The following is a 24,225-nucleotide window of genomic DNA, read 5'->3' on the forward strand; positions in this document are numbered from 1 at the left end:
CGGCATGGTGCTGGGCCGTGAAGGGCCGATGGTGCAGCTCGGCGGCAATCTTGGGCGCATGGTGGTGGACGTATTCCGCATGCGCAGCCCCGAAGCGCGCCATACGCTGCTGGCAACCGGCGCTGCCGCGGGCCTCTCCGCCGCGTTCAACGCGCCGCTGGCGGGGATCCTGTTTATTATTGAAGAGATGCGCCCGCAGTTCCGTTACAATCTGATCTCTATTAAGGCCGTGTTTACCGGCGTGATTATGTCGAGCATCGTATTTCGCATCTTTAACGGGGAAGGGGCGATTATCGAGGTCGGTAGGCTGAGCAATGCGCCGGTCAACACCCTGTGGCTGTATCTGATTCTGGGGATGATTTTCGGCGCCATTGGCCCACTTTTTAACACCCTGGTGCTGCGTACCCAGGATATGTTCCAGCGTCTTCACGGCGGCGATCTCAAAAAGTGGGTGCTGATTGGCGGCCTGATCGGCGGCAGCTGCGGTATTCTCGGGCTGATCCAGCCTGCGGCTGCCGGGGGCGGGTTTAACCTCATTCCGATTGCCGCGGCGGGTAACTTCTCCGTTGGCCTGCTGCTGTTTATTTTTATCGCCAGGGTGATTACCACGCTGCTGTGCTTCTCCTCCGGCGCGCCCGGCGGGATTTTTGCGCCGATGCTGGCGCTGGGAACCCTGCTGGGAACGGCATTCGGTATGGCGGCGACGCCGCTGTTTCCGGGCTATCATCTCGATCCGGGCACCTTTGCTATCGCCGGCATGGGCGCGCTGCTCGCCGCCTCGGTGCGCGCGCCGCTGACCGGAATTGTGCTGGTGCTGGAGATGACCGATAACTATCAGCTCATTTTGCCAATGATTATTACCTGCCTCGGCGCAACACTACTGGCTCAATTTCTGGGGGGTAAACCCTTGTATTCAACTATCCTTGAAAGAACGCTGGCGAAACAGGCCGCTGAACAGGAGGCAAAAGCGCGTGCGGTTGCCGGGGAGAATACTTGAACGATTTACCAGGGTATTAGATAATGGCTCAAAAGGTCCGGTTATTCTTTAAGCGGATCGGCAGTATTAATGGGAGCATAAAATGAGTGATGATGTCGTGTTGCCGCTGGAGTTTACCGAAGCCGCAGCCAAAAAAGTAAAATTCCTGATTTCTGATGAAGACAACCCGAACCTGAAGCTGCGCGTGTATATCACCGGCGGCGGCTGCAGCGGTTTTCAGTACGGCTTCACCTTCGACGATCAGGTTAACGAAGGGGATATGACCATCGAGAAGCAGGGCGTTGGCCTGGTGGTTGACCCAATGAGCCTGCAGTATCTGGTCGGCGGCGCCGTCGATTATACCGAAGGCCTCGAAGGTTCACGTTTTATCGTGACCAACCCGAATGCGAAAAGCACCTGCGGCTGCGGATCTTCGTTTAGCGTCTGATTCGATCCCGCCGAAGTGGGGCCCATGGACGGGCCGCGCAGCCGGCACCTTCTTCCCCGACCGCGGCCGGCTTACGCCGCAAAGCCCGCGCTCTAACTAACGCCCGCTATCATCCAGCGCAAACGTCGGCAGCTTCAGGTGCCAGCGGATTGCCGCCAGCCGAATGACCAGCGTCACGGCCATCCCCATCATCGCCGAGTTTTGCAGCGACACGTGAAACGTATCGTAGGCCGTTGCGTGCACGATACCGCCGACAATGCAGGCCGTGGCGTAGATTTCGGTACGTAAAATCATCGGGATTTCACGCGCCAGCACGTCGCGAATAATGCCGCCGCCGACGCCGGTCACCACCCCCATGCAGACCGCGACCAGCGGACCGCTGTGGGCAATAAAGGCCTTATTGACGCCGATGCCGACAAATACCGCCAGGCCGACGGCGTCGAGCACCGGCAGTATCCATTTCGGCAGCCGGCGCGGCTGGCGTACCAGCAGGATAGTCAGCATGCTGGTCACCATCGCCACCACCAGGTCCGTTGGGTCTTTAACCCAGAACACCGGGCCGTTGGCGAGCGCCATATCGCGGATCGTCCCGCCGCCCACGGTGGTCACCACTCCCAGCACCAGCACGCCGAAAGGGTCCATCCGCAGTTTGCCGGCCAGCAACACGCCGGAGATCGCAAATACGGCGGTGCCAATAATATCCAGCCAATAGACAAGCATCGTCAGTTCCCGCTTAGCGCCTGTTAACAGGCGATTATTTTACCTGCTCGAGCGCAGTACAGAGTTGTTTTGCGGCGAGGATAATACGTGGGCTCGCGCGTTCAAACCAGTCGCTATGCAGCGCAATCAGCGAAATTTTTAACTGATTATGCCAGTAGCGTTCGACTTCGGGAATTTTGCGGGCATCGCCGGTGATGACAATGGCCTGCGGCTGCCTGGCGAGAACCTGCTCGCGGCTGACCTGGGGCCAGGGCGCTTTACTGGCAGCGAAAATATTCTCCCCGCCGCACAGCGTCAGAACCTGATCCTGAATCGATCCCCGGCTGCTGGTAAAAAGAGGGTTGCTGCCAAACTGGAGAAAGACGCGCTTCTTCGGAAGATGGGCGTAGCGGGCCTTCAGCGCGCGATAGTCGTCCTGCATCTGCTGCGCCGCCTGGCGGGCCTTTTCCGGCTGAGGACTCCACTGCGCCAGCTGTCGCAGGGTGGTGATAATCTCTTCGATGGTGGCGGTATCGACCCAGATGACCTTGATACCGAGGGCGCTTAGCTGATTAACCTGCCGCTCGGCGTTGCCTCCGCGCCACGCCAGGACCAGGTCGGGCCTGAGGGCGACAATGCGCTCCAGGTTCATCCCCTGCCAGCTGGCAACCTGCTCGATGCCGGCGGCCTCCGGCGGGTAGTCGGAATAGCTGCTGACGCCAACCGGTGTGATGCCGGCCGCAAACGCCAGCTCGGTATTGGCCGGGGATAGCGTAATCACCCGCGGCGCGGCAAAGAGCCACGCCGGGGCCAGCAGCAGCAGGGCGGCAAGCGCCTGCTTTAGCGATTTAGCCACGCGTCAGGTTCTGCACCAGATTTTCCACCATCAGGGTGGACTGTCTGGCGGCGACGGCGAGGAACTCGTCGAAGCTCAGATGGGACTGCTGATCGGCAACGTCGGAGATGGCGCGAACCACCACGAACGGGACGCCGAAGTTATGGCAGACGTGCGCGATGGCGGTGGCTTCCATTTCGACCGCTACGGCCTGCGGGAAGTTATGGCGGATTTTCGCCAGCCCGACGGAGCCGTTGATGAACGCGTCGCCGCTGACGATCAGACCGCGTACCGCGTTAAGATTCAGCGCTTCGATACTGCTTTGCGCGGCGGCAATCAGCTTATCGTCGGCTTTGAAGCCCGCCGGGCAGCCCGGCAGCTGGCCGTATTCGTAGCCGAATGCGGTCACGTCGGCGTCGTGGTAGCGGGTTTCGTCGGAGATAACGATATCACCGACTTTTAGCGTTGGCGCAAGACCGCCCGCGGAGCCGGTGTTGATAATCACGTCCGGCTTGCAGACTTCCAGCAGCAGCGCCGCGCCCATCGCCGCGGCAACTTTACCGATCCCCGATTTCAACAGGGCGACGTCGGTACCGTGAAGCTGGCCGGTATAAATTTCGCTGCCGCCAAGGGTGATAGTCTGGCGGTTTTCGATTTTGTCGCGCAGAAGGGTAACTTCTTCTTCCATAGCGCCAATAATGCCGATTTTCATAGATTTACTCGCGATGTGTCAGGTTTAGTTGCATAGTCTATCATGCACTCAAAGGGAAACGTTATTGCTCGCGAGCGGGAGAGGCTATGGCAAAGATTGATTTTCGCAACAAGATTAACTGGCGCCGACGCTATCGCTCGCCGCAGGGCGTCGAAACGGAGCGTGAAATCCTGCGTATTTTCGAAAGCGATCGCGGGCGCATTATTAACTCCCCGGCCATTCGCCGTTTACAGCAGAAAACTCAGGTCTTTCCGCTGGAGCGCAACGCGGCGGTGCGCACCCGGCTTACCCACTCTCTCGAAGTGCAGCAGGTTGGGCGCTACATTGCCAAAGAGGTGCTGAGCCGGCTGAAGGAGCAGCAGCAGCTGACGGCCTACGGCCTGGATGAGCTCGGCGGGCCGTTCGAGAGCATCGTCGAGATGGCGTGCCTGATGCACGACATCGGCAACCCGCCGTTTGGCCATTTTGGCGAGGCGGCAATCAATGACTGGTTCAGCCAGCGCCTCGTGCCGGAGGATGCGGCTAACGAAGCGCTGCCCAACGATCGCTGCACGGTTGAGGTGCTGCGCCTGCGGCCGGGCGAGGCGTCGCTGAACGCGCTGCGCGGTAAGATCCGCCAGGATCTGTGCTGGTTTGAGGGCAACGCGCAGGGGATTCGTTTAGTGCATACGCTAATGCGAATGAATCTTACCTGGGCGCAGGTTGGCTGTATTCTTAAATATACCCGCCCGGCCTGGTGGCGCGGTGACGCGCCTGCCAGCCACAGCTATTTAATGAAGAAGCCTGGTTATTATTTAGCCGAAGAAGGCTATATTGCGAGGTTACGTAAAGAACTGGATCTGGCTCCTTACAATCGCTTTCCTTTAACATGGATTATGGAAGCTGCGGACGATATCTCATATTGCGTCGCCGATCTTGAAGATGCGGTAGAAAAACGAATTTTCAGCGTAGAGCAACTCTATCAGCATCTGTACGACGCGTGGGGGCAGCATGAAAAAGGTTCGTTATTTTCTCAGGTGGTAGAAAATGCGTGGGAAAAATCACGTTCTAATTCCCTAAGTCGGAGTACAGAAGATCAGTTCTTTATGTATTTACGGGTGAATACGCTGAATAAACTGGTGCCGTATGCGGCCCGGCGATTTATAGATAACATCGCGGAGATTTTTACCGGTGATTTTAATCACGCGCTGCTTGAGGATGATAGCGACTACAGTCAGCTGCTGGAACTATATAAAAACGTGGCGATAAAACATGTGTTTAGCCATCCGGATGTTGAGCAGCTGGAATTGCAGGGCTATCGCGTTATTAGCGGTCTGTTAGATATCTATAAGCCGCTGCTGAAATTGTCGCTGGAGGAGTTCAGCTCATTAGTCGAAAAAGAGAGAGTGAGAAGTCTGCCTATCGCTTCACGACTATTTCAGAAACTTTCCACGCGACATCGGCTGGCCTACGTGGAGGCAGTAAACAAAATTCCGGTAGATTCCGCAGAGTTTCCGCTGATGGAATACTATTATCGCTGCCGCCTGATCCAGGACTATATTAGCGGGATGACGGACTTGTATGCATGGGATGAATATCGGCGGCTGATGGCGGTAGAATAGGTACAGGTTTTGTAAAGACGGACAATAATTTTTTACTTTTTGGCTGTGCTTAATTCCGGAACTTAGCGCGATAAAATGACTCTGATAGTCACTTACATAGCAATTCTGCGTTATCTAAAATCGAGATTGAGACATATGAAAAAAACCACGTTAGCAATGAGTGCACTGGCTCTGAGTTTAGGTCTGGCGTTATCCCCGCTCTCTGCGAGCGCGGCAGAAACAGCTTCTTCGGCGACTAATGCGCAGCAGATGCCGAGTCTGGCCCCGATGCTGGAAAAAGTCATGCCGTCGGTCGTTAGCATCAACGTTGAAGGCAGCACCACCGTGAACACGCCGCGGATGCCGCGTAACTTCCAGCAGTTCTTCGGCGACAACTCGCCGTTCTGCCAGGACGGTTCACCGTTCCAAAGCTCTCCGTTCTGTCAGGGCGGCGGGCAGGGCGGTGGCCAGGGCGGCGGCGCGCCGGCTGACGGCGGCCAGCAGCAGAAATTTATGGCGCTGGGCTCCGGGGTCATTATTGATGCGGCGAAAGGCTATGTCGTCACCAATAACCACGTTGTGGACAATGCGACGACCATCAAAGTTCAGCTCAGCGACGGGCGCAAGTTTGACGCCAAAGTGGTGGGTAAAGACCCGCGTTCCGATATTGCGCTGATTCAGATTCAGGATCCGAAAAACCTGTCGGCAATCAAGCTGGCTGATTCCGACGCCCTGCGCGTCGGCGACTATACTGTGGCGATCGGTAACCCGTTCGGTCTGGGTGAAACCGTGACCTCCGGTATTGTTTCCGCTCTCGGCCGCAGCGGCCTGAACGTGGAAAACTACGAAAACTTTATCCAGACCGATGCGGCGATTAACCGCGGTAACTCCGGCGGTGCGCTGGTGAACCTGAACGGCGAGCTGATCGGTATCAATACCGCGATCCTCGCGCCGGACGGCGGCAACATCGGCATCGGCTTTGCTATCCCGAGCAACATGGTGAAAAACCTGACCGAGCAGATGGTCAAATATGGCCAGGTGAAGCGCGGCGAGCTGGGGATTATGGGGACCGAGCTGAACTCCGAGCTGGCAAAAGCGATGAAGGTTGATGCCCAGCGCGGCGCCTTCGTCAGCCAGGTGATGCCGGGCTCTGCCGCGGCGAAAGCCGGTATCAAGGCCGGGGACGTGATCACCTCGCTGAACGGTAAGCCGATCAGCAGCTTTGCCGCACTGCGTGCGCAGGTCGGAACGATGCCTATCGGCAGCAAAGTCGAGCTTGGCCTGGTGCGCGATGGCAAACCGGTCACCGCGACCGTTGAGCTGCAGCAGAGTAACCAGACTCAGGTTGACTCCAGCAGCATCTTCAACGGTATCGAAGGGGCTGAAATGAGCAACAAGGGCCAGGATAAAGGCGTGACGGTCAATAACGTCAAGGCCGGAACCCCTGCGGCGCAGATTGGCCTGAAGAAAGGCGACATTATCGTCGGCGCTAACCAGCAGCCGGTGAAGAATATTGCCGACCTGCGCAAAATCTTTGACGCTAAACCGTCGGTGCTGGCGCTGAATATTCAGCGCGGTGATAGCACCATCTACCTGCTGATGCAGTAATCGCTATCGTCTAACACGGCCCCTTCTCCTCGCCCGAGGGAAGGGGCTTTTTTACCCTGCACCGCGGGCGAATCGTCATTCTGTGATTCCTTCCACAACTCCATACTTCTCTCCCGCGCTTTGTGCATACGCACAATGCAGCGCTAACCCAACTCTTTTATGCTGGTGCCCTGCTCACGGGAGGGTTACATGGCTGGCTGGCATCTTGATACCAAAATGGCGCAGGATATTGTGGCGCGTACCATGCGCATCATTGATACCAATATCAACGTAATGGATGCCCGTGGGCGCATTATTGGCAGCGGCGATCGTGAGCGTATTGGTGAATTGCACGAAGGCGCGCTGCTGGTCCTCTCGCAGGGACGTATTGTCGATATCGATGATGCGGTGGCCCGCCACCTGCACGGCGTGCGCCAGGGGATCAACCTGCCGCTGCGCCTGGAAGGGGAAATCGTCGGCGTTATCGGTCTGACCGGCGAGCCTGAAACGCTGCGCAAGTATGGCGAGCTGGTATGCATGACCGCAGAGATGATGCTGGAGCAGTCCAGGCTGATGCACCTGCTGGCCCAGGACAGCCGCCTGCGTGAAGAGCTGGTGATGAACCTGATTCAGGCGGAAGAGAACACCCCGGCGCTCACCGAATGGGCGCAGCGCCTGGGAATCGACCTGAATCAGCCGCGGGTGGTGGCAATGATTGAGGTTGATAGCGGCCAGCTGGGCGTGGATAGCGCCATGGCGGAGCTGCAGCAGCTGCAGACGGCTCTGACCACCCCGGATCGCAATAACCTGGTGGCGATCGTCTCATTAACGGAGATGGTGGTTCTTAAGCCCGCGCTTAACGCCTTTGGCCGCTGGGATGCGGAAGATCACTGCAAACGGGTTGACCAGCTTATTGCCAGAATGAAGGAAAACGGCCAGCTGCGTTTCCGCGTGGCGTTAGGCAACTTCTTTACCGGGCCCGGGAGCATCGCGCGTTCGTATCGTACCGCCCGCACCACTATGATGGTCGGCAAGGAGCGGATGCCGGAGAGCCGGAGCTATTTTTATCAGGATTTGATGCTGCCGGTGCTGCTCGATAGCCTGCGCGGCGGCTGGCAGGCCAACGAGCTGGCCCGTCCGCTGGTTCGCCTGAAGGCGATGGACAATAACGGTCTGCTGCGGCGCACGCTGCAGGCCTGGTTTCGCCATAACGTTCAGCCGCTGGCGACCTCAAAGGCGCTGTTTATTCATCGTAATACGCTGGAGTACCGGCTGAATCGTATTTCAGAGCTGACGGGGCTGGACCTGGGCAGTTTCGACGATCGGCTGCTGCTCTATATTGCGCTGCAGCTGGATGAACAGAGGTAGGGAATAATCCCGGATGATGGCGAGGACGCCTTATCCGGGCGGCTGTACACATAGCCCCGACGGGCATCGCCGGCCAGGGAAGGGGAGCAGACTTACTTGTTGCGGGTCAGTTTTTCCAGATCGGCTTCAATTTCGCTGATCTTATGGGTGACCACGCTTTCCAGATGACGCAGATCGTCAAGGATCTTGCGTTTCAGATCGACTTCAGTGCGATCGCGCTGGCAGATCTGATCGAGTTCATCGATAACGTAGCGCAGGTTGGGACTGATCTCCTGCACTTCTTTATAGCCCTGGCCTACGCCATCGGCGACCACGGTCTTACGCTGACGCGGATACTTAAACTTAACGCTTTTGGCGAAGAATTCGCCCTTGTCCTTCTGAAAATAAATTTTCAGAATGTCGTTGTTAGCTTCCTGCCGCAGGCTATAGCGATCGATTTCATCAGGATTGGTAATGCCAAGACTTTTCAGATTATCGTACATAACGGTACCTTTGATATCATCATAACCTTTGAATAATTAACGAAAAAACCGTTCTTCGCCAGCGTCAAACATAAAAAAAGCGGGATATCTCCCGCTTTTTATACTGTTTAGTCGATTGTACGCAGCAGTTCGTTAATGCCGACCTTGCCGCGAGTTTTTGCATCAACCTTCTTCACGATCACCGCGCAGTACAGGCTGTACTTGCCATCTTTCGACGGCAGGTTGCCGGAAACCACCACCGAGCCGGCCGGTACGCGACCGTAGAAGACTTCGCCGGTTTCGCGGTCGTAGATTTTGGTGCTCTGGCCGAGGTACACGCCCATGGAGATAACGGAACCCTCTTCGACGATAACGCCTTCGACAACCTCAGAACGCGCGCCGATAAAGCAGTTATCTTCGATGATGGTTGGGTTAGCCTGCAGCGGTTCCAGCACGCCGCCGATACCCACGCCGCCGGAGAGGTGCACGTTTTTACCTATCTGCGCGCAGGAGCCGACGGTAGCCCAGGTATCAACCATGCTGCCTTCGTCAACGTAGGCGCCGATGTTGACGTAGGACGGCATCAGCACGGTGTTGCGGGCAATGAACGCGCCCTGGCGAACGGCCGCCGGCGGAACCACGCGGAAGCCCTCTTTCTGGAAACGCGCTTCATCGTAGTCGGCGAATTTCATCGGTACTTTATCGAAGTAGCGGCTTTCCGCACCGTCGATAACCTGGTTATCGTTAATACGGAAAGAGAGCAGAACCGCTTTCTTCAGCCACTGGTGGGTGACCCACTGGCCATCGATCTTTTCAGCGACACGCAGAGCGCCGGAATCAAGCAGGGAAATGACCTGGTTAACCGCTTCGCGGGTTACGGTATCCACATTTGCCGGCGTGATGTCGGCGCGACGCTCAAAGGCGGACTCAATAACATTCTGTAATTGCTGCATTGTTTACTCTTTCTCTATTACACATAAAAGTTCGTTACCCTTTATCGTTTGGATTGAGGGCCTCTGTCAACCGTTGTTGTACTTCTTGTTGCAGCTCATTATTAAGCGCACGCCGGTCTGCCGTGGCGATTATAAATAAATCTTCTACTCGCTCACCAATTGTCGTAATTCTGGCCCCGTGCAGGGAAATATTGAGGTCGGCGAAGACCTGGCCGACCCGGGCCAGCAGGCCGGGCTGATCGAGCGCAATCAGCTCAAGAAACGATTTTCGGTCGGTATGCGTGGGCAGGAAATTGACCTCGGTGGCGACGGAAAAATGGCGCAGTTTTGCCGCCTGTCGGCGCGGAGCAGGGGGCTGCCAGCTGCGCTGGGTAATGGTCTGCTCGAGCCCGAGGCGGATCATCTCGTGGCGATCGGCGGAGAGCGGGCTGCCGTCCGGTTCGAGCACGATAAAGGTGTCCATCGCCATCCCGTCGCGGGTGGTAAAGACCTGGGCGTCGTGCACGCTCAGATTTCGGCGGTCAAGTTCACCGCAGACGGCGGCGAAGAGATACGGGCGGTCCGGGCTCCAGATAAAGATTTCGGTGCCGCCGCGCGTGGCCTGCGAGCTAAGCAGGATCATCGGTTTATTGAGATCGTGCCGGAGCAAATTACGCGCGTGCCAGGCGAGCTGATTTGGCGTGTGGCGCACGAAGTAGTTGGCCCGGCAGCGGTTCCAGATTTGATGCAGGGCCTCTTCATTGATGTTCTCCATCCGCAGCAGCGCCAGCGCCTGCAGCTGATGATGGCGAACCCGTTCGCGCATGTCCGGCGTGCTTTGCATTCCGCGGCGCAGCTGTTTTTCGGTGGCGAAATAGAGCTCGCGCAGCAGGCTCTGCTTCCAGCTGTTCCACAGGGTTTCGTTGGTGGCGCAGATGTCGGCCACGGTCAGGCACACCAGGTAGCGCAGGCGGTTTTCCGTCTGCACCTCTTCGGCGAACTGTTTGATGACCTCGGGATCCTGAATATCACGGCGCTGGGCGGTGACGGACATTAACAGATGGTGGCGAACCAGCCAGGCGACCATCTGAGTTTCTCGCGAGTTCAGGCCGTGCAGCTCGGCAAACTTCAGGACGTCCTGGGCGCCGAGCACCGAGTGATCGCCGCCGCGGCCTTTAGCAATGTCGTGGAACAGGGCGGCAATCAGAATCAGCTCAGGATGGGTCAGGCGCGGCCACAGCTCAACGCACAGCGGGTGGCGGCTGCGGGTCTCCTCTTTGGCAAAACTCTCCAGCTTCAGCAGGACGCGGATCGTATGCTCGTCGACGGTGTAGGCGTGGAACAGATCGAACTGCATCTGGCCGACGATATGCGACCACTGCGGCATGTAGGCCCACAGCACGCTGTGGCGGTGCATCGGCAGCAGCCCGCGGCTCACCGCGCCCTGGTGGCGCAGCATGCTGAGAAAAATGGTTCGCGCTTCCGGGATATAGCACAGCGGCTGCGTCAGGTGGCGGCGCGCGTGGCGCAGGTGGCGCAGCGTCGTGGAGTAGATGCCAGTGATGCTGCTGTTACGCACCATAATATAGAACATGCGCAGAATAGCCTGCGGTTCGCGGATGAACAGCGTATCGTCGCGCAGATCGATAAGCGAGCCGCGCAGCTGGAAATCATCGTCAATCGGCCGCGGCTTTTCGTCTTCGGTCAGCGCCAGGATGGCCTCATCAAACAGCTGCAGCAGCATATGGTTCAGCTCGCTGACACGCCGGGTGACGCGGAAGAAATCCTTCATCATGTGCTCGATGGGCTGGTTTCTTTCGCCTTCATAGCCTAAGCGACGGGCGACGCTGAGCTGGCGGTCGAAGAGCAGGCGGTTATCGTAGCGGGTTAGCTCCAGGTGCAGGGCGAATCGAATGCGCCACAGCTGGTGCAGGCATTCGTTGAGCTCGTTGCGCTCCGCCTCCGTCAGGAAGCCGAAGCCGACCATCTCATCCATCGAGGTGGCGCCGAAGTGGCGGCGGGCGACCCACTGCAGGGTATGGATATCCCGCAGGCCGCCGGGGCTGCTTTTCACGTCCGGCTCGAGGTTATAGCTGGTGCCGTGGTAGCGCTGATGGCGTTCGTTCTGTTCTTCGACCTTGGCGGCGAAGAATTTCTCCGACGGCCAGAAGCCATCGCTAAAAATGTGCTTTTGCAGCTCAAGAAACAGCGCGACGTCGCCGATCAGCAGGCGCGATTCGATCAGGTTGGTGGCGACGGTGAGGTCGGATAAGCCTTCCAGCAGGCACTCTTCGAGGGTGCGCACGCTGTGCCCGACCTCCAGCTTGACGTCCCACAGCAGCGTCAGCAGCTCGCCGACCTTCTGTGCCCGTTCGTCGGAGAGTTTTTTGCGGCTTAAGATCAGCAGGTCGACGTCGGAGAGCGGGTGCAGTTCACCGCGCCCGTAGCCGCCTACCGCCACCAGAGCCATGTCGCAAACCGAGCCGAAGCCGTACTCCACCCACAGGCGCTGCAGCAGCTGGTCGATAAACTCGGTGCGGGCTTCAATCAGCCGCTCTGCGGCGGTGCCGGCATCGAAAGCCTCCCCCAGCCAGCGCTGGAAAAGCTCGAGATGGGACTTAATCGTCGCGCAGTTCAAATCGTCCTGCGGCCAGGCGCCCGGATTCTCAGGTTGGCCCGAGAGGGCTGGGGAGAGAGTGTCAGGTAAAGAGTTGCTCATCGCGCCACCATAAGAAAAAAATATCGCCTATAAAAAATCGCCGGGAGCGATTTTTAACGTCGCCCGCGGCGGCCCGTAGGGTGACGGGCAGGAAGCCCGTCATACAAAATCGCCGGGAGCGATTTTTAACGTCGCCCGCGACGGCCCGTAGGGTGACGGGCAGGAAGCCCGTCATAAAAAAGCCGGCGGGCGCCGGCTTTTCGTTATTCGTTATGCGAGATTATCGCCGGGATGGTGTCATCCTTGCGCAACGTCAGAATTTCGCAGCCGTTATCCGTCACCACAATAGTATGCTCGTACTGGGCAGACAAGCTCCGGTCTTTTGTTTTCACCGTCCAGCCGTCTTTCATGCTGCGGATCTCTTTCTTGCCGGCGTTGACCATCGGCTCGATGGTAAAGGTCATTCCCGGCTTGAGCACCACGTTGGTCTCCGGCGAGTCGTAGTGCAGCACCTGCGGCTCTTCATGGAAGCCGCGGCCAATGCCGTGCCCGCAGTATTCACGCACCACGGAAAAACCTTCCGCTTCGACAAACTTCTGAATCGCCGCACCGATGGCCCGCAGGTTGATGCCGGGTTTGACCATCTTCAGGGCCAGATAGAGGCTCTCCTGAGTGACGCGGCACAGACGCTCGCCGAGGATCGTCGGTTTGCCGACGATAAACATTTTGGAGGTGTCGCCGTGGAACTCATCCTTAATGACCGTGACGTCAACGTTGACGATATCGCCATCTTTCAGCCGTTTTTCATCGTCCGGGATACCGTGGCATACCACTTCGTTAATCGAGATACACACCGATTTCGGGAAGCCGTGGTAGCCGAGGCAGGCGGAGATCGCTTTCTGCTCGTTGACGATGTAATCGTTACAGATGCGGTCCAGTTCGCCGGTGCTGACGCCCGGTTTTACATAGGGTTCAATCATTTCGAGCACTTCGGCGGCCAGGCGGCCCGCGACGCGCATTTTTTCGATGTCTTCAGATGTCTTGATAGAAATAGCCATGGATTGTGTCCAGCTGTGTCGATTTTTTCGACAATAATAGAGTAAGTCCGGTCAATGTTAACAGTCCGGGCGACCTGGTGCCAAATTGAGAATCATTAACAGCACTCAGCGTCAACAAGAGTTGGTGTCCAATCCTATTTTGTGGTATAAAGCGCGCCGGACTTCCGTTCCATTTCGTACTACACAGGATGGACTGAAGCGACAAATCTCACTTTGTGTATATAACACACACGTATCGACACATATTCCGGGGTGCCCTTTGGGGTCGGTAATATGGGATGCGTGGAGGCATAACCCCAACTTTATCTATAGAGGTTTTAAACATGGCAACTGTTTCCATGCGCGACATGCTCAAGGCTGGTGTTCACTTTGGTCACCAGACCCGTTACTGGAACCCGAAAATGAAGCCTTTCATCTTCGGCGCGCGTAACAAAGTTCACATCATCAACCTTGAGAAAACTGTACCGATGTTCAACGAAGCTCTGGCTGAACTGAACAAGATCTCTGCTCGTAAAGGCAAGATCCTGATGGTTGGTACTAAGCGCGCTGCAAGCGAAGCGGTAAAAGAAGCTGCTAACAGCTGCGATCAGTTCTTCGTGAACCATCGCTGGTTGGGCGGTATGCTGACTAACTGGAAAACCGTTCGTCAGTCCATCAAACGTCTGAAAGACCTGGAAACTCAGTCCCAGGACGGTACTTTCGAGAAGCTGACCAAGAAAGAAGCGCTGATGCGTACTCGTGAGCTGGCCAAGCTGGAAAACAGCCTGGGCGGTATCAAAGACATGGGCGGCCTGCCGGACGCACTGTTTGTTATCGATGCAGACCACGAACACATCGCTATCAAAGAAGCAAACAACCTGGGTATCCCGGTATTTGCTATCGTTGATACTAACTCCGATCCGGACGGCGTAGATTTCGTTATCCCGGGTAACGACGATGCAATCCGCGCTGTTAGCCTGTACCTGGGTGCAGTAGCTGCAACCGTGCGTGAAGGTCGTTCTCAGGATCTGGCTTCTCAAGCGGAAGAAAGCTTCGTAGAAGCTGAATAATAAGGTCTAGCCCTTATTTAGTACCGTGTATAAATAGGGGCCTATATTTGGCCCCTTTTTCACTTTTAAACCTGTTTGGTTCCTGGAACCGGGCAGGTCATATCTCTCCCGAGGATTAAAGAATGGCTGAAATTACCGCATCCCTGGTAAAAGAGCTGCGCGAACGTACCGGCGCAGGCATGATGGATTGCAAAAAAGCGCTGACTGAAGCTAACGGCGACATCGAGCTGGCAATCGAAAACATGCGTAAATCTGGCGCGATCAAAGCGGCGAAAAAAGCAGGCAACGTTGCTGCTGACGGCGTGATCATCACCAAGATCGACGGTACCTACGGCATCATTCTGGAAGTTAACTGCCAGACTGACTTCGTAGCAAAAGATGGCGGTTTCCAGGCATTTGCTAACAAAGTTCTGGACGCAGCCGTTGCCGGTAAAATCACCGACGTAGAAGTTCTGAAAGCGCAGTTCGAAGAAGAGCGCGTTGCGCTGGTTGCTAAAATCGGTGAGAACATCAACATCCGTCGCGTTGCTTCCCTGGAAGGCGAAGTTCTGGGTTCATACCAGCACGGCGCGCGTATCGGCGTTCTGGTTGCCGCTAAAGGTGCAGACCAGGAGCTGGTTAAACAGCTGGCTATGCACATCGCTGCAAGCAAGCCTGAATTCGTTAAGCCGGAAGACGTTTCCGCTGAAGTGGTAGAGAAAGAGTACCAGGTTCAGCTGGACATCGCGATGCAGTCCGGTAAGCCGAAAGAAATCGCAGAGAAAATGGTTGAAGGCCGCATGAAGAAATTCACCGGCGAAGTTTCTCTGACCGGCCAGCCTTTCGTTATGGACCCAAGCAAATCTGTTGCTCAGCTGCTGAAAGAGCACAACGCAGACGTGACTGGCTTCATCCGCTTTGAAGTGGGCGAAGGCATCGAAAAAGTTGAGACTGACTTTGCAGCAGAAGTTGCTGCGATGTCCAAGCAGTCTTAATTTTTTAAAAGGAGCCGCCTGAGGGCGGCTTCTTTTTGTGCCCATTTTGTAAATTCAGCCAACCACTTATAGTGGCTGCGCTGAAAAGCGACATACAATGTCGTCAGAATTAACTCATCTCACTCGTTGACAGTCTCAGGAAAGAAACATGGCTACCAATGCAAAACCCGTCTACAAACGTATTCTGCTTAAGTTAAGTGGCGAAGCTCTGCAGGGTTCGGAAGGCTTCGGTATTGATGCAAGCATACTTGACCGTATGGCTCAGGAAATCAAGGAACTGGTTGAACTGGGTATTCAGGTTGGCGTAGTGATTGGTGGCGGTAACCTGTTCCGTGGTGCTGGTCTGGCGAAAGCGGGAATGAACCGCGTTGTGGGCGACCACATGGGCATGCTGGCAACGGTCATGAACGGCCTTGCAATGCGTGACTCCCTCCATCGCGCCTATGTGAACGCTCGCTTGATGTCAGCGATTCCGCTGAACGGCGTTTGTGATAACTACAGCTGGGCAGAGGCGATCAGCCTGCTGCGTAATAACCGCGTCGTTATTCTGGCTGCGGGTACCGGCAACCCGTTCTTCACGACCGACTCCGCAGCTTGCCTGCGCGGGATTGAAATTGAAGCTGACGTGGTGCTGAAAGCAACCAAAGTCGACGGCGTGTTTACCGCTGACCCGGCTAAAGACCCGTCTGCCACCATGTACGATCAGCTGAGCTACAGCGAAGTGCTTGATAAAGAGCTGAAAGTAATGGATCTGGCCGCCTTTACCCTGGCGCGTGACCATAAATTGCCGATTCGCGTATTCAACATGAACAAACCCGGCGCGCTGCGCCGCGTGGTGATGGGCGAAAAAGAAGGTACGTTAATTACGGAATAATTTCCGTAATACGCTTCATCGTTCAGACCGTCTCTGCGTTGGCCGTCTTTGCTCACCTCAGCCGCTGATTTCAGTAAGCTGCTGGGGGAGTTCGCTCCGCCGTAGCTTCGATACAACGTGAATGATTTTGTGTAGAAATGCAGGTAAGATTCCGCTCTACCTTAGTAGCGGCTTTTTACTCAGACGCGCCCAGGGCGTCGTCATGAATTAAACGGGACTATACTTAGCTCACCTGATAGCAGCTGTGCGGCGTTTAGTCTGCCTGAGACAAGTTTCCAAGGATTAGTAACGTGATTAACGACATCAGAAAAGATGCTGAAGTGCGCATGGAAAAATGCGTTGAAGCGTTCAAAAACCAAATCAGCAAAATACGCACGGGTCGTGCTTCCCCCAGCCTGCTGGACGGCATCGTCGTGCAGTATTACGGTACGCCTACGCCGCTGCGTCAGCTGGCAAGCGTAACGGTTGAAGACTCCCGTACGCTGAAAATCAACGTGTTCGACCGCTCCCTGAGCCCGGCCGTTGAAAAAGCGATCATGGCTTCTGACCTCGGTCTGAACCCAAGCTCTGCGGGCAGCGATATCCGCGTTCCGCTGCCTCCGCTGACCGAAGAGCGTCGTAAAGATCTGACCAAGATCGTACGCGCAGAAGCCGAGCAGGCTCGCGTATCGGTACGTAACGTTCGTCGCGACGCTAACGACAAAGTGAAAGCGCTGCTGAAAGACAAAGAGATCAGCGAAGATGACGATCGCCGTTCTCAGGACGACGTGCAGAAAATGACTGACGCCGCCATTAAGAAAGTGGATGCGGCGCTGGCAGATAAAGAAGCGGAACTGATGCAGTTCTGATTTCCTGCCGTTATGCCCGTCCTCATTGCCGTTTGATGAACGGGACGGACGTACAGTCTGAAACGCCGTACAGAAGACCGAACGCTCAGCTCCAGGAATTGCGTTGAAAAGGTCGGCCCTGTAGCCTTTGGCACTTTTGTTGAAGGCGATACATTGCCTGCCCGCCTCCTGATTGCTGATGTGCGAGGGCTTGCTGGCGGCGTTTTTTTTATTCTGTCTTACTTCTTCTGGACGCCTCATGAAGCACTTAACCGTTCTCGGTTCGACCGGTTCAATTGGCTGCAGCACGCTGGATGTCGTGCGCCATAACCCCGATCGCTTTTCCGTCGCCGCGCTGGTCGCGGGGAAAAATGTCGACCGTATGGTTGAACAATGTCTGGAATTCACCCCCCGCTACGCGGTCATGGATGATGCGAAAAGCGCCGAGTCTCTGCGTATCGCGCTGCGCGAGCGCGCCAGCCGTACCGAAGTCCTGAGCGGTCAGCACGCCGCTGCGGAAGTCGCCGCGCTGGATGACGTTGACCAGGTCATGGCGGCGATTGTCGGTGCCGCGGGGCTGGTTCCTACGCTCGCGGCCATTCGGGCCGGAAAAACGGTGCTGTTGGCCAATAAAGAGGCGCTGGTGACCTGCGGTCGTCTGTTTATGGACGCCGTGCAGCAGTCCGGCGCGCGCCTGTTGCCCGTCGATAGCGAACATAACGCTATTTTTCAGAGTATGCCGGAAACAATTCAACACAATCTGGGATACGCTGACTTAACGCAGAACGGCGTCTCGTCGATTCTGCTGACCGGTTCCGGTGGTCCTTTCCGGGATACAGCGCTTTCTGAGCTGGCGGCAATGACGCCGGATCAGGCCTGCCGCCACCCTAACTGGTCAATGGGACGCAAAATTTCTGTCGATTCCGCCACGATGATGAATAAGGGGCTGGAGTATATCGAAGCCCGCTGGCTATTCAACGCCTCGGCGCAGCAGATGGAAGTCCTGATTCACCCGCAGTCCGTTATCCATTCAATGGTGCGCTATCGCGATGGCAGCGTTCTCGCACAGCTCGGTGAGCCGGATATGCGTACGCCGATCGCCCACACTATGGGATGGCCGCAGCGCCTGAACTCCGGGGCTGAAGCGCTGGATTTCTGCCGTCTGAGCAATCTGAGCTTTGCCGCGCCGGATTACGAACGCTATCCGTGCCTGAAGCTGGCGATGGAGGCATTTGATGTCGGTCAGGCGGCGACGACGGCGCTGAATGCTGCCAATGAAATTTCGGTAGCCGCGTTCCTCGCTACGGAGATTCGCTTCACCGATATTGCGGCGGTTAACCTGGCGGTGCTGGAGCAGCTGGCGCTGAATGAGCCGCAAAGCATTGAAGAAGTTCTGATTATCGATGCTCAGGCGAGAGCCGCTGCTCACCGGCAGCTGAAACAGCTGGCGGTGCGGGGCTGACCGACGCAATACGTTGTGATATTTGTGGGCGCTGGGCTTCAGTGATATAGTCTGCGCCACCCGATCGTTGTCTAAGATTGCGGTGGCCGTGGCATGACACGGCTTTTTTGCGTAAAGCTCTTGGTTGTTCTCTGCGATTAGCTGCGGCCTCGGCACTGGATAAAAATGCGTATATAGCGCTGACCGGTTGCTTGCGTTTAGCGGCGTAGCTAATCCTTATTATGGACTTAAAACGCGTTATGTTGTCTGCTAATCAAACTGTCAGCGAAATATCACCTGTACATGGCTGCCGTCATGTCGCCATCATTATGGATGGCAACGGACGTTGGGCGAAACAGCAAGGGAAAATTCGCGCATTCGGCCATAAGGCCGGAGCGAAGTCAGTCCGTCGCGCAGTTTCCTTCGCGGCGAACAATGGTATTGAAGCGTTGACGTTATACGCATTCAGCAGTGAGAACTGGAACCGTCCGGCGCAGGAAGTCAGCGCGCTGATGGAGCTGTTCGTCTGGGCGCTGGATAGTGAAGTCAAAAGCCTGCACCGGCATAACGTTCGCCTGCGGATCATCGGCGAAACCACGCGTTTTAATGCTCGCCTGCAGGAGCGGATCCGCAAAGCGGAAGCGCTCACTGAGAACAATACGGGCTTAACGCTGAATATTGCGGCGAACTACGGTGGGCGCTGGGATATCATTCAGGGCGTCCGCAATCTGGCCGAACAGGTAAAAAACGGGTTACTTCAGCCCGAACAGATCACGGAAGACATGCTGAGTCAGCAGGTCTGTATGCATGAACTGGCACCTGTAGATTTAGTTATTAGGACCGGGGGAGAGCATCGAATCAGTAATTTTTTGATTTGGCAAATTGCCTATGCCGAACTTTACTTTACCGATGTTCTTTGGCCCGATTTTGCTGAACAGGACTTTGAAGGTGCACTCCATGCCTTTGTTAATCGAGAGCGTCGTTTCGGCGGCACTGAGCCGGGTGGCAGCAATGCCTGATGGGGGTCACTTTTGCTGAAGTATCGCCTGATATCGGCTTTTGTTTTGATCCCCGTGGTGATTGCGGCGCTTTTCCTGTTGCCGCCTGCGGGTTTCGCCATCGTCACGCTGGTCGTTTGTATGCTCGCCGCGTGGGAGTGGGGGCAGCTAAGCGGCTTCACCTCAACGACCCAACGCGTCTGGCTGGCGCTGCTCTGCGGCCTGCTGCTGGCGCTGATGCTTTTCCTGATGCCTGAATATCACTATGACGTCCATCAACCGGTTGTTGAGGGGTCGCTATGGGCATCGCTGGGCTGGTGGATTGCGGCCCTGCTGCTGGTCCTTTCCTACCCGGCTTCCGCTGCCTTCTGGCGGAACTCTAAAACGCTGCGCCTGGTTTTTGGCATTCTGACCATTGTTCCGTTCTTCTGGGGTATGCTGACGCTGCGCGCCTGGCACTACGCGGATAACCACTACAGCGGCGCGCTGTGGCTACTGTACGTGATGATTCTGGTTTGGGGCGCGGATTCCGGTGCCTATATGTTTGGCAAAATGTTCGGTAAGCACAAGCTGGCGCCGAAGGTTTCACCGGGCAAAACCTGGCAGGGCTTTTTTGGCGGGCTGGTTACCGCAGCGGTTATTTCCTGGGCGTACGGCCAGTGGGCGAATCTCGACGTAACGCCGGCGGTACTGCTCATTTGCTCTATCGTTGCGGCGCTGGCTTCGGTGCTCGGCGACCTGACGGAAAGTATGTTTAAGCGAGAGGCCGGCATCAAGGATAGCGGGCATCTGATTCCCGGACACGGCGGAATTCTGGATCGTATCGATAGCCTGACGGCGGCGGTACCGGTATTCGCGTGTCTGCTATTGTTGGTCTTCAGGACGATTTGACGGAAGGTTTTATGCTAAGCGTTCTCTGGAATTTGGCCGCCTTTATCATTGCGCTGGGCGTATTGATCACCGTGCATGAGTTTGGCCATTTCTGGGTGGCTCGTCGCTGCGGCGTTCGCGTTGAACGCTTCTCCATCGGCTTTGGCAAAGCGCTATGGCGGCGTTCTGACAAGCAGGGGACGGAATTCGTTATCGCCCTTATCCCACTCGGCGGTTACGTCAAGATGCTCGACGAGCGCGTCGAGCCGGTGGCGCCAGAGATGCGCCACTACGCTTTCAATAATAAAACCGTCGGTCAGCGCGCAGCGATAATCGCCGCCGGACCGATCGCGAACTTCATTTTTGCCATCTTTGCCTACTGGCTGGTGTTTATCATCGGCGTCCCTGGCGTTCGTCCGGTTGTTGGCGAAATAGTGCCCGATTCGATTGCCGCACACGCACAAATTGCAAAAGGAACGGAACTTAAAGCGATAGATGGCATCGAAACGCCTGATTGGGATGCTGTGCGTATGGCGCTGGTAACGAAGATCGGAGACCAGCAAACAATAGTTTCGGTCGCCCCTTTCGGGACCAGCCAACGCCAGGATAAAATCCTCGATTTACGCCATTGGGCGTTCGAACCGGACAAACAGGATCCGGTGACATCGCTGGGCATTCAGCCCCGGAGCGCGCAGGTTGATACGGCTCTGGCAGAAGTACAATCGAATTCGGCAGCGCAGAAGGCGGGTTTGCAAGCGGGCGACAGGATCGTTAAAGTCGATGGTCAACCGTTAACGCAGTGGATAACGTTTGTTAATCTGGTGCGTGATAATCCTGGTAAAGCGCTGGTTCTGGACATCGAGCGGCAGGGGAGTCCTCTGTCAGTGACGCTGACACCAGATTCGAAGTCCGGTAGTAAGGGTCAGGCTGAGGGATTTGCAGGGGTTGTGCCTAAGGTCATCCCGCTGCCCGATGAATATAAGACAGTTCGTCAGTACGGGCCGTTTGCCGCCATCGCTGAAGCCACGGATAAAACCTGGCAACTGATGTCGTTAACGGTCAGGATGCTGGGTAAATTGATAACCGGTGATGTCAAACTGAACAACCTCAGCGGGCCGATCTCTATCGCCCAGGGGGCTGGAATGTCAGCGGAGTTTGGGTTGATTTACTATCTGATGTTCCTAGCGCTGATAAGCGTGAACCTCGGAATAATCAACCTGTTCCCGCTTCCCGTCCTGGACGGGGGGCACCTGCTGTTTTTAGCGATTGAAAAGCTAAAAGGCGGGCCGGTATCCGAGCGAGTTCAAGACTTTAGTTATCGCATTGGCTCAATACTGCTGGTGTTGTTAATGGGGCTTGCACTTTTCAATGATTTCTCTCGGTTGTAAGAGAGTTTGTTAGGAAGAACGCATAATAACGATGGCGATGAAAAAGTTGCTCATAGCGTCGCTGCTGTTTAGCAGCGCAACCGTATACGGTGCTGAAGGGTTCGTGGTGAAGGACATTCATTTCGAAGGCTTGCAGCGTGTCGCTGTTGGTGCGGCCCTCCTCAGTATGCCAGTGCGTCCTGGCGATACGGTGACCGATGATGATATCAGTAACACCATTCGTGCTCTGTTTGCCACCGGCAACTTTGAGGACGTTCGCGTCCTGCGCGATGGTGATACCCTGCTGGTGCAGGTGAAAGAGCGCCCAACGATTGCCAGCATCACTTTCTCCGGTAACAAGTCGGTGAAGGATGACATGCTCAAGCAAAACCTTGAGGCATCCGGCGTGCGCGTTGGGGAGTCCCTTGACCGTACTACGCTCGCTGATATCGAGAAAGGGCTGGAAGATTTCTACTATAGCGTCGGTAAGTACAGCGCCAGCGTAAAAGCTGTCGTCACGCCGCTGCCGCGTAACCGCGTCGACCTGAAGCTGGTGTTCCAGGAAGGCGTCTCGGCGAAAATCCAGCAAATCAATATCGTCGGTAACCACGCATTCAGCACCGATGAACTGATTTCAACCTTCCAGCTGCGCGATGAAGTGCCGTGGTGGAACGTGGTTGGCGATCGCAAATACCAGAAGCAGAAACTGGCAGGGGATCTCGAAACTCTGCGCAGCTACTACCTGGATCGCGGCTACGCACGTTTCAACATCGACTCCACCCAGGTGAGCCTGACGCCGGATAAAAAAGGCATCTACATCACCGTGAACATTACCGAAGGCGATCAGTACAAGCTCTCGGGCGTGCAGGTGACGGGCGATCTGGCGGGGCATTCGGCGGAAATCGAAGCGTTGACCAAAGTCGAGCCGGGCGAGCTGTATAACGGCGCCAAAGTGACCAAAATGGAGAATGATATTAAGAAACTCCTTGGTCGCTACGGTTACGCCTATCCGCGCGTGCAGTCGCAGCCGGAAATCAACGACGCCGACAAGACCGTGAAGCTGCACGTTAACGTTGATGCGGGGAACCGCTACTACGTACGTAAAATTCGCTTTGAAGGCAACGACACCTCGAAAGATTCCGTTCTGCGTCGCGAAATGCGCCAGATGGAAGGGGCGTGGCTGGGCAGCGATCTGGTTGACCAGGGTAAAGACCGTCTGAACCGTTTAGGCTATTTCGAAACCGTTGATACCGATACGCAGCGCGTGCCGGGCAGTCCGGATCAGGTCGACGTGGTCTATAAGGTCAAGGAGCGTAACACCGGTAGCTTCAACTTTGGTATCGGCTACGGTACCGAAAGCGGCGTAAGCTTCCAGGCGGGCGTTCAGCAGGACAACTGGTTGGGTACCGGCTATTCCGTCGGAATTAGCGGCACCAAAAACGATTACCAGACCTATACTGAACTGTCGGTCACTAACCCGTATTTCACCGTTGATGGCGTCAGCCTCGGTGGTCGTCTCTTCTATAACGACTTCGATGCAAGCGATGCGGATCTGTCCGACTATACCAATAAAAGCTATGGTTCGGACGTGACGCTGGGCTTCCCGGTTAATGAATACAACACGTTGCGAGCGGGGCTGGGGTATGTACATAACTCCTTGTCCAGCATGAAGCCGCAGGTAGCGATGTGGCGTTATCTGAACTCTCTGGGGCAGTACCCAAGTACGACGAACGATAGCAACGGCTTTAGCGCTAACGACTTCACTTTCAACTACGGTTGGACGTACAACAAGCTGGACCGCGGTTTCTTCCCGACGGAAGGCTCGCGCGTTAACCTGAATGGTAAAGTGACCATTCCGGGCTCAGATAACGAATATTACAAAGCCACGCTGGATACGGCGACCTACGTGCCGATCGATGACGATCACAAGTGGGTGGTTCTGGGACGTACCCGCTTTGGCTACGGCGATGGCCTGGGCGGTAAAGAGATGCCGTTCTACGAGAACTTCTACGCCGGTGGTTCAAGCACCGTGCGCGGGTTCCAGTCGAACACCATTGGTCCGAAAGCGGTCTATTTCCCGGCCAGCAGTCGTCATGATGATGACAGCGGCTACACTAACGACTGTAAGAGCACCGCATCCGCGCCATGCGAATCTGATGATGCAGTGGGCGGTAACGCCATGGCGGTCGCCAGCCTGGAGATGATTACGCCGACGCCGTTTATCAGCGATAAGTATGCTAACTCGGTCCGTACCTCCTTCTTCTGGGATATGGGTACCGTGTGGGATACGCACTGGGATTCGAGCGCGTACGGTGGCTATCCGGACTATGGCGATCCGAGCAACATCCGTATGTCCGCAGGTATTGCGGTACAGTGGATGTCGCCGTTGGGGCCGTTGGTATTCTCCTACGCCCAACCGTTTAAAAAGTACGAGGGAGACAAAGCCGAGCAGTTCCAGTTTAACATTGGTAAAACCTGGTAACTGTAGGGCGACAAAGGAATGTAAGTGC

21 protein-coding genes are annotated in these 24,225 nt (G+C 56.0%); 14 read left to right on the forward strand and 7 right to left on the reverse strand.

All coding sequences use genetic code 11. The annotated features are described in order from the left end of the window. Both clcA and erpA read left to right on the forward strand, forming a co-directional pair. A partial coding sequence (clcA, locus tag PFH44_RS08800) for a H(+)/Cl(-) exchange transporter ClcA (protein ID WP_283824823.1) occupies positions 1-997 on the forward strand: 997 nt, incomplete at its 5' end. Between the two features lie 82 nt (positions 998-1,079). Beyond that, a complete protein-coding gene (gene erpA, locus PFH44_RS08805) occupies positions 1,080-1,424 on the forward strand; it encodes an iron-sulfur cluster insertion protein ErpA (RefSeq protein WP_041144119.1) in 345 nt (114 codons plus the stop codon). Between the two features lie 96 nt (positions 1,425-1,520). Here the strand turns inward: erpA and PFH44_RS08810 are convergent, their stop codons facing one another. From PFH44_RS08810 to mtnN, 3 genes are read right to left on the reverse strand one after another with little or no spacing between them, the layout of a single operon-like run. Beyond that, on the reverse strand, positions 1,521-2,144 hold the full coding sequence (locus tag PFH44_RS08810; RefSeq protein WP_283824824.1) for a TRIC cation channel family protein: 624 nt from the start codon (positions 2,142-2,144) through the stop codon (positions 1,521-1,523). Positions 2,145-2,178: 34 nt separating this feature from the next. Continuing rightward, positions 2,179-2,979 (reverse strand): vitamin B12 ABC transporter substrate-binding protein BtuF, encoded by an 801-nt coding sequence (btuF, locus tag PFH44_RS08815; protein WP_283824825.1) that lies wholly within the window; start codon positions 2,977-2,979, stop codon positions 2,179-2,181. Continuing rightward, positions 2,972-3,670: a 5'-methylthioadenosine/S-adenosylhomocysteine nucleosidase gene (gene mtnN, locus PFH44_RS08820; protein ID WP_283824826.1), complete on the reverse strand. Its 699-nt coding sequence runs from the start codon at positions 3,668-3,670 to the stop codon at positions 2,972-2,974. The genes btuF and mtnN overlap by 8 nt, the downstream gene beginning before the upstream one ends. An 86-nt stretch (positions 3,671-3,756) precedes the next feature. On the opposite strand from mtnN, the gene dgt reads away from it, so the two are divergent. From dgt to PFH44_RS08835, 3 genes are all read left to right on the forward strand, one after another. After that, entirely contained in the window at positions 3,757-5,271 is a 1,515-nt protein-coding gene (gene dgt, locus PFH44_RS08825; RefSeq protein ID WP_283824827.1) for a dGTPase, read from the forward strand. Between the two features lie 135 nt (positions 5,272-5,406). Continuing rightward, entirely contained in the window at positions 5,407-6,858 is a 1,452-nt protein-coding gene (gene degP, locus PFH44_RS08830; RefSeq protein ID WP_045859755.1) for a serine endoprotease DegP, read from the forward strand. A 189-nt stretch (positions 6,859-7,047) separates the two neighbouring features. Continuing rightward, a complete protein-coding gene (locus PFH44_RS08835) occupies positions 7,048-8,205 on the forward strand; it encodes a CdaR family transcriptional regulator (protein WP_041144125.1) in 1,158 nt (385 codons plus the stop codon). Positions 8,206-8,297: 92 nt separating this feature from the next. Here PFH44_RS08835 and PFH44_RS08840 read toward each other — a convergent pair whose 3' ends face one another. From PFH44_RS08840 to map, 4 genes are all read right to left on the reverse strand, one after another. Beyond that, on the reverse strand, positions 8,298-8,687 hold the full coding sequence (locus tag PFH44_RS08840) for a DUF3461 family protein (protein ID WP_004858100.1): 390 nt from the start codon (positions 8,685-8,687) through the stop codon (positions 8,298-8,300). A gap of 107 nt (positions 8,688-8,794) precedes the next feature. Beyond that, positions 8,795-9,619: a 2,3,4,5-tetrahydropyridine-2,6-dicarboxylate N-succinyltransferase gene (dapD, locus tag PFH44_RS08845; RefSeq protein WP_004872026.1), complete on the reverse strand. Its 825-nt coding sequence runs from the start codon at positions 9,617-9,619 to the stop codon at positions 8,795-8,797. Positions 9,620-9,653: 34 nt separating this feature from the next. After that, positions 9,654-12,317, reverse strand: coding sequence for a bifunctional uridylyltransferase/uridylyl-removing protein GlnD (gene glnD / locus PFH44_RS08850; RefSeq protein WP_283824828.1), 2,664 nt, complete (start codon positions 12,315-12,317; stop codon positions 9,654-9,656). A 203-nt stretch (positions 12,318-12,520) separates the two neighbouring features. Further along, positions 12,521-13,315 carry a type I methionyl aminopeptidase gene (map, locus tag PFH44_RS08855; RefSeq protein WP_041144127.1) on the reverse strand — a complete coding sequence of 265 codons (795 nt, stop codon included), beginning with the start codon at positions 13,313-13,315 and terminating at the stop codon, positions 12,521-12,523. 323 nt (positions 13,316-13,638) lie between these two features. On the opposite strand from map, the gene rpsB reads away from it, so the two are divergent. From rpsB to bamA, 9 genes are all read left to right on the forward strand, one after another. Continuing rightward, positions 13,639-14,364: a 30S ribosomal protein S2 gene (gene rpsB, locus PFH44_RS08860; RefSeq protein ID WP_045859750.1), complete on the forward strand. Its 726-nt coding sequence runs from the start codon at positions 13,639-13,641 to the stop codon at positions 14,362-14,364. Between the two features lie 122 nt (positions 14,365-14,486). Continuing rightward, complete coding sequence (gene tsf / locus PFH44_RS08865) at positions 14,487-15,338, forward strand: translation elongation factor Ts (RefSeq protein ID WP_045859749.1); 852 nt, start codon at positions 14,487-14,489, stop codon at positions 15,336-15,338. A 148-nt stretch (positions 15,339-15,486) separates the two neighbouring features. Further along, a complete protein-coding gene (pyrH, locus tag PFH44_RS08870; RefSeq protein ID WP_041144130.1) occupies positions 15,487-16,212 on the forward strand; it encodes a UMP kinase in 726 nt (241 codons plus the stop codon). A gap of 290 nt (positions 16,213-16,502) precedes the next feature. Beyond that, on the forward strand, positions 16,503-17,060 hold the full coding sequence (gene frr, locus PFH44_RS08875) for a ribosome recycling factor (RefSeq protein WP_041144131.1): 558 nt from the start codon (positions 16,503-16,505) through the stop codon (positions 17,058-17,060). 238 nt (positions 17,061-17,298) lie between these two features. Continuing rightward, positions 17,299-18,501, forward strand: a complete 1,203-nt coding sequence (gene ispC / locus PFH44_RS08880; protein ID WP_283824829.1) for a 1-deoxy-D-xylulose-5-phosphate reductoisomerase — start codon at positions 17,299-17,301, stop codon at positions 18,499-18,501. Positions 18,502-18,740: 239 nt separating this feature from the next. Continuing rightward, positions 18,741-19,499, forward strand: a complete 759-nt coding sequence (gene ispU, locus PFH44_RS08885) for a (2E,6E)-farnesyl-diphosphate-specific ditrans,polycis-undecaprenyl-diphosphate synthase (protein ID WP_041147522.1) — start codon at positions 18,741-18,743, stop codon at positions 19,497-19,499. Positions 19,500-19,511: 12 nt separating this feature from the next. After that, positions 19,512-20,369 (forward strand): phosphatidate cytidylyltransferase, encoded by an 858-nt coding sequence (cdsA, locus tag PFH44_RS08890; RefSeq protein WP_041144133.1) that lies wholly within the window; start codon positions 19,512-19,514, stop codon positions 20,367-20,369. Positions 20,370-20,380: 11 nt separating this feature from the next. Next, positions 20,381-21,736, forward strand: coding sequence for a sigma E protease regulator RseP (gene rseP, locus PFH44_RS08895; protein ID WP_283824834.1), 1,356 nt, complete (start codon positions 20,381-20,383; stop codon positions 21,734-21,736). A 31-nt stretch (positions 21,737-21,767) separates the two neighbouring features. Then, positions 21,768-24,197 (forward strand): outer membrane protein assembly factor BamA, encoded by a 2,430-nt coding sequence (gene bamA / locus PFH44_RS08900; protein ID WP_045859745.1) that lies wholly within the window; start codon positions 21,768-21,770, stop codon positions 24,195-24,197. Positions 24,198-24,225 lie beyond the last annotated feature (28 nt).

It is taken from the genome of Klebsiella sp. Ech2A, assembly GCF_030078455.1.
GTDB lineage: Bacteria > Pseudomonadota > Gammaproteobacteria > Enterobacterales > Enterobacteriaceae > Klebsiella > Klebsiella terrigena.

Coding starts and splice junctions, on each gene's coding strand:
- erpA (WP_041144119.1), top strand. CDS start 1,080: ATGAGTGATGATGTCGTGTTGCCGCTGGAGTTTACCGAAGCCGCAGCC.
- PFH44_RS08810 (WP_283824824.1), bottom strand. CDS start 2,144: ATGCTTGTCTATTGGCTGGATATTATTGGCACCGCCGTATTTGCGATC.
- mtnN (WP_283824826.1), bottom strand. CDS start 3,670: ATGAAAATCGGCATTATTGGCGCTATGGAAGAAGAAGTTACCCTTCTG.
- dgt (WP_283824827.1), top strand. CDS start 3,757: ATGGCAAAGATTGATTTTCGCAACAAGATTAACTGGCGCCGACGCTAT.
- degP (WP_045859755.1), top strand. CDS start 5,407: ATGAAAAAAACCACGTTAGCAATGAGTGCACTGGCTCTGAGTTTAGGT.
- PFH44_RS08835 (WP_041144125.1), top strand. CDS start 7,048: ATGGCTGGCTGGCATCTTGATACCAAAATGGCGCAGGATATTGTGGCG.
- PFH44_RS08840 (WP_004858100.1), bottom strand. CDS start 8,687: ATGTACGATAATCTGAAAAGTCTTGGCATTACCAATCCTGATGAAATC.
- dapD (WP_004872026.1), bottom strand. CDS start 9,619: ATGCAGCAATTACAGAATGTTATTGAGTCCGCCTTTGAGCGTCGCGCC.
- glnD (WP_283824828.1), bottom strand. CDS start 12,317: ATGAGCAACTCTTTACCTGACACTCTCTCCCCAGCCCTCTCGGGCCAA.
- map (WP_041144127.1), bottom strand. CDS start 13,315: ATGGCTATTTCTATCAAGACATCTGAAGACATCGAAAAAATGCGCGTC.
- rpsB (WP_045859750.1), top strand. CDS start 13,639: ATGGCAACTGTTTCCATGCGCGACATGCTCAAGGCTGGTGTTCACTTT.
- tsf (WP_045859749.1), top strand. CDS start 14,487: ATGGCTGAAATTACCGCATCCCTGGTAAAAGAGCTGCGCGAACGTACC.
- pyrH (WP_041144130.1), top strand. CDS start 15,487: ATGGCTACCAATGCAAAACCCGTCTACAAACGTATTCTGCTTAAGTTA.
- ispC (WP_283824829.1), top strand. CDS start 17,299: ATGAAGCACTTAACCGTTCTCGGTTCGACCGGTTCAATTGGCTGCAGC.
- ispU (WP_041147522.1), top strand. CDS start 18,741: ATGTTGTCTGCTAATCAAACTGTCAGCGAAATATCACCTGTACATGGC.
- rseP (WP_283824834.1), top strand. CDS start 20,381: ATGCTAAGCGTTCTCTGGAATTTGGCCGCCTTTATCATTGCGCTGGGC.
- bamA (WP_045859745.1), top strand. CDS start 21,768: ATGGCGATGAAAAAGTTGCTCATAGCGTCGCTGCTGTTTAGCAGCGCA.